5 protein-coding genes are annotated in these 4,507 nt (G+C 64.2%); 3 read left to right on the plus strand and 2 right to left on the minus strand.

Features of this window, described 5'->3' with window-relative positions:
• Positions 1-170 precede the first annotated feature (170 nt).
• Entirely contained in the window at positions 171-500 is a 330-nt protein-coding gene (locus tag EOA86_RS23645; RefSeq protein WP_245486003.1) for a hypothetical protein, read from the plus strand.
• Here EOA86_RS23645 and EOA86_RS23650 read toward each other — a convergent pair.
• On the minus strand, positions 497-2,014 hold the full coding sequence (locus EOA86_RS23650) for a winged helix-turn-helix domain-containing protein (protein WP_128343862.1): 1,518 nt from the start codon (positions 2,012-2,014) through the stop codon (positions 497-499). The genes EOA86_RS23645 and EOA86_RS23650 overlap by 4 nt on opposite strands.
• A 192-nt stretch (positions 2,015-2,206) precedes the next feature.
• Here EOA86_RS23650 and EOA86_RS23655 point away from each other — a divergent pair, with 192 nt between their 5' ends.
• On the plus strand, positions 2,207-3,040 hold the full coding sequence (locus EOA86_RS23655) for an AraC family transcriptional regulator (RefSeq protein ID WP_127211633.1): 834 nt from the start codon (positions 2,207-2,209) through the stop codon (positions 3,038-3,040).
• A 7-nt stretch (positions 3,041-3,047) separates the two neighbouring features.
• Here the strand turns inward: EOA86_RS23655 and EOA86_RS23660 are convergent, their stop codons facing one another.
• Complete coding sequence (locus EOA86_RS23660; RefSeq protein ID WP_128343864.1) at positions 3,048-3,983, minus strand: helix-turn-helix domain-containing GNAT family N-acetyltransferase; 936 nt, start codon at positions 3,981-3,983, stop codon at positions 3,048-3,050.
• Between the two features lie 322 nt (positions 3,984-4,305).
• Here EOA86_RS23660 and EOA86_RS23665 point away from each other — a divergent pair.
• Positions 4,306-4,507: co-chaperone GroES (locus EOA86_RS23665; RefSeq protein ID WP_164891929.1), on the plus strand; the 202-nt coding region annotated here is incomplete at its 3' end.

The following is a 4,507-nucleotide window of genomic DNA, read 5'->3' on the forward strand; positions in this document are numbered from 1 at the left end:
CCTCTTGTTCTGGCAGTTCTTCATCGCCGCCGACGTGCTCATCGTCGGCTACGCGACGACCGCGGCACATTGGCTGTTCGTGGTTGCCCACCTCGCGGTTCTGGCGGGCACTGCCCGGCCAGTCGCGTCATCCCACTGACCTTCGATCAACATCAGGAGAGACGAAAAAAATGCCTCTGAAATCCGCGAATAAATTCCGCTCGGCCGCTGCATTGCTCGCGGTCGGCCTCGCCGCCGTCGAGATCATCGGCATCGCCGCGCCGGCGCTGTCGCTGGTCAGCCAGGCCGAGGCCCGAGTCGGCCAGCCCTGGACGCCCCGGAGTGCCGCAGGCGTCGCACGGCGCACCACATGGCGCGTGCTCCGGCACACTACAGCCTGGGTCCCCGCGCTGCCCGCGGGCTGCGTGCGCACCAAGGTCAACGGCTTCGCCGTCTGGCGTTGCGGCGGCACCTACTATCGAGCCTATCAAGGCCGCTATATCGTCGTTGTCGTCGATTAACCGACCCCGGGCGCAGCCTGCCGCCCAAGCGCAAGCATAACGCCTTCGGCGAGATGATCCGCGTCGGCCTGATTCTCGAACGGGACGCCGCGCAACGCATAGTCGACCGGCGAAAACGGATCGCCCTCGTCGATGAGGGCGACCTGCCGCCTCGCCCGTTCCATCTCGCCCATCTGGGCGTAGCAGGCGGCGAGTCGCGTGCGGATCCACGGCGCCGGGCGTGTGGCAAGCTCCAACGCCTCCGCCGCCTGCCGGTATTCGCCCATCATGTAGAGCGCCAGCGCGCGATCGAACTGGTACCAGTGCGGGTGCAAGGGGTCGATGCGGATGCCGCGCGCCAGCCAGGTCAGCGCCTCGAGCGGTCTACCGCGCATTGTAAGCAGCATGCCCATCTGCTCGATGCTGTCGGCGTCATAAGGGTTGAGCTGCAGCGCGATGCGCATGTGGTGCTCGGCCGCTTCATGGTCGCGCATATAGAGTCGCACCAGCGACTGCACCCGATGGCCGGTCGCCTGGTCCGGCGAGAGCGACAGACCCTTGTCGGCAAGGTCGCGGGCGTTTTCCAGCACCGCGTCGCTGGCACGCCCGAATTCTCCATCCAATGCGCGCGCCAAAGCGAGGTAGGTGTAGGCCAGGCCATAGGTCGGGTCCTTGGCGATGGCCGCCTCGAACAACGCCTCGGCGCCTCGCTGGTCGGTCTGGGCAGGATCGCGCAGCAGCGCGAAGCCACGCAGCGCCAGTTCATAGGCGGCAAGGCTGGTGATCGGCTTGCGTGAGGCCTGCTGCAGGCCGGCATTGTTGACCCGCGTCACCAGCCTGCCAACAATCTGCTCGACGATCTCCTGCTCGATCTCGAACAGGCCGGTGCCGCGAGACTGATAGCGGTCGCCCCAGAGCTGGCTGGCGCTCGCGGTGTCGATGAGGTTGACGGCCGCCACCACGTGTTCGCCCTGACGACGCACCGATCCTTCGACGATGAAGTCCGCGCCGATGCGCGAACGGATTTGCGGCCACTCCGCGCGCGCGAATGAGGCAAAGGAAAAGCTCGAGTTGCGCGCCAGGACGGTGACGGTTCCGAAGCGTGCCAGCCCGTTGATGATATCCTCGGCGAAGCCATCGACAATCGCCTCGTCCGCCGGATCGCCGCCTTCATTGCGGAAGCGCAGCACTGCCACGATCGGTTGCACGCCGATCTCCGGCGATTGCTCGGCTTCGGCCGCCAGCATGTAGCCTCTCTTGGAGACGGTGCGAACCATATCCTCGCCGATCGCTTTGCGGATCTCGCGGATCGATTGCGTCAGGGAATCCTCGGTGACGAAGATGCCGGGCCAGGCAACTTCCATCAGCTCCGATTTCGGCACGACACGGCCCATGTTGCGACAGAGGTGCTTCAGCAGGACATAGGCTTTTGGGCGGAGGAATATCGGCCCGTCGGGACCGCGCAGCGTTCCCCTGGCGAGATCCAGCGTGAACCCGCCGAAGCGAAAGACCTGATCGGCAGCCGTGATTGTCACCGGCACCTCCCTGACAACGCATTGAGATGCCGCATGGACGCCACGTCAAGAGCCGTCTGACGCGGTAGCGGACGGGACAGCTGTCGAAGGGAGTTCGCGATCACGATCGTTGGATTTTGCGGGAGGCGCAATTTCGATCAAACTGACCGTGCGGAAAGACGGCAGCATGATTTGGCCAATGCAAGGAGCAATATGAACCCGACCGAGAAAGCGCTGTGGTTCGTCGAAAGCCATTTGCCGGAAGCAGTCTCGCTCGACGATGTCGCCAAGAGCAGTGGCGTGTCGCGCTTTCACGTGACGCGGGCTTTCGGTGCGGCGACCGGCCGTTCGGTGATGGGGTACGTGCGTTCTCGCCGGCTTACCGAGGCGGCGCGCAGGCTCGCCGCCGGCGCACCCGACATCCTCTCGGTCGCGCTGGACGCCGGCTACGCCTCGCATGAGGCCTTCACCCGCGCCTTCCGCGACCAGTTCGGCACCACGCCGGAACTGGTGCGCGCGCAAGGCTCGCTCGACAATCTCGATCTCGTGGAGCCGATCCTGATGGACCAGTCCTTCCTCACCAACCTCGAGCCGCCGCGCTTCGAAACCAGCCGGCCGTTTCTCATCGCCGGTCTCGGCGAACGCTACAGCTGCGAAACGAGCGCCGGCATCCCGATACAATGGCAGCGGTTCGGCCCCTATATCGGCAACATTCCAGACGAGATCGGCGACGTCGCCTATGGCGTCTGCGTCAACGGTGACGATGCAGGCAATTTCGACTATGTCGCCGGAGTCGAAGTGTCCGATTTTTCGGACCTGCCGAGGGAATTTTCGCGCGTGCGCGTGCCGGCGCAGAAATACGCCGTGTTCGCCCACCGTGACCACATCTCGACCATCCGCCGCACGGTCAACACGATCTGGAACAAATGGCTGCCGGCCTCCGGGCACGAGGTCGCCGATGCGCCCGAATTCGAGCGCTACGGCCCCGAATTCGATCCGCGCAGCGGCAATGGCGGGCTGGAAATCTGGATACCGGTCAAGGCCTAAAGCACCACTACAGCTCCAGGTTCCAGTTCTGGCCGACCAGATCCTTGCCGAAGGCGTGGTGACGCTCCTCGTCGGCCAATTTGAAACCGGCCGCCTCGTAGATGCGGCGCGCTGAGGTGAGCACGTCATTGGTCCACAGCGTCAACGTCTTGTATCCCTTCGCCCGGGCAAAGCCGATGCATTCCTCGACCAGCCGCCTGCCGATGCCGAGACCGCGCGCCGAGGGTTCGACATAGAGCAGGCGCAGCTTCGCCACCGCGTCCGACTGGCGCACGACAAAGACCGAGCCGACGACTTCGCCCTCCCGCTCGGCGATCCAACTGCGTTCCCATTTCGGATCGAAGGATTTGACGAAGGCGCCGAGGATTTCGGCGACCAGCGCCTCGTAGGTCTCGTCCCAGCCATATTCCTGCGCGTAGAGCAGGCCCTGGCGATGGATGATCCAGCCGATATCGCCGACCTGCAAAGGTCGCAGCATGTAGGGAATTTTGGCCTCCGTGCCTTCGCCGAGCAGGTGCTGCACCGTCTGCATCGCCTTGACCAGCCTTTCCTGTTCCGGGGCGGGAAGCCGGTCGAGCAAGGCCGCGACCTGATCGTGCGAACCCTGGTTCAGCGGCGCGAAGGCCACCCTCCCCGCCGGCGTCAGCGCTATCGACGAGCGCCGCGCATCGGCTTGCGTCGCGGCGCGCTCGACCAGGCCGCGCTCCTCGAACTTTTTCAGCAACCGGCTGAGGTAGCCGGGGTCGAGACCGAGATCGCGCGCAAGATCGGTGGCGGTCAGGCCATCGCGATGCGCCAGTTCATAGAGCACACGAGCCTCGGTCAGCGAGAAGGCGCTTTTCAGCAGCCCTTCGTCGAGCAGGCCGATCTGGCGGGTGTAGAAGCGGTTGAAGCCCCGCACCGCATCGATCCGCTCCTTGCCGGGTTGATGATGAATCGTCATGGCATCCTCCTGCCGCACAAGATCAACCACTTACTTGACTTAGTCAAGTATCTGTTTGAAGCAGGTCATCCGCATTGTCCGGTGCGAGTCGTGCCCAGCGACTGCTATCCGCTGGCGGACGATGCTCGCTGTTGGTGCTTGCTTCGCCGGGGCCCCAGTAATTCACTGCCGGGCGTTGATCGGCTCACTCAGCGCCTTGACTCTCGCCAGCCGCCGGCTTATCTCACCACCACGTTAGCACTCGCCATTGGTGAGTGCTAACGTAGGTCCGGCGCCGCCGGATGGAGGAACTGTTCTCACCATTCTCATCGAGGAATAAAAAATGGCAAAGTCGAAGTTCCGCCCGCTTCATGACCGCGTGGTCGTACGCCGGGTTGAATCCGAATCCAAGACTGCCGGCGGGATCATCATCCCGGATACGGCGAAGGAAAAGCCGCAGGAAGGCGAGATCATCGCCGTTGGTTCCGGCGCCCGCGACGAAGCCGGCAAGCTCGTCCCGCTGGACGTCAAGGCCGGCGATCGCA

Origin of the sequence: Mesorhizobium sp. M5C.F.Ca.IN.020.32.2.1 (genome assembly GCF_004023105.1) — a bacterium.
In the GTDB taxonomy this organism is placed as follows: domain Bacteria; phylum Pseudomonadota; class Alphaproteobacteria; order Rhizobiales; family Rhizobiaceae; genus Mesorhizobium; species Mesorhizobium wenxiniae.

Excerpts from the sequence above, each read along its gene's own strand:
- EOA86_RS23655 (WP_127211633.1), top strand. The coding sequence starts at position 2,207 with ATGAACCCGACCGAGAAAGCGCTGTGGTTCGTCGAAAGCCATTTGCCG.
- EOA86_RS23660 (WP_128343864.1), bottom strand. The coding sequence starts at position 3,983 with ATGACGATTCATCATCAACCCGGCAAGGAGCGGATCGATGCGGTGCGG.
- EOA86_RS23645 (WP_245486003.1), top strand. The coding sequence starts at position 171 with ATGCCTCTGAAATCCGCGAATAAATTCCGCTCGGCCGCTGCATTGCTC.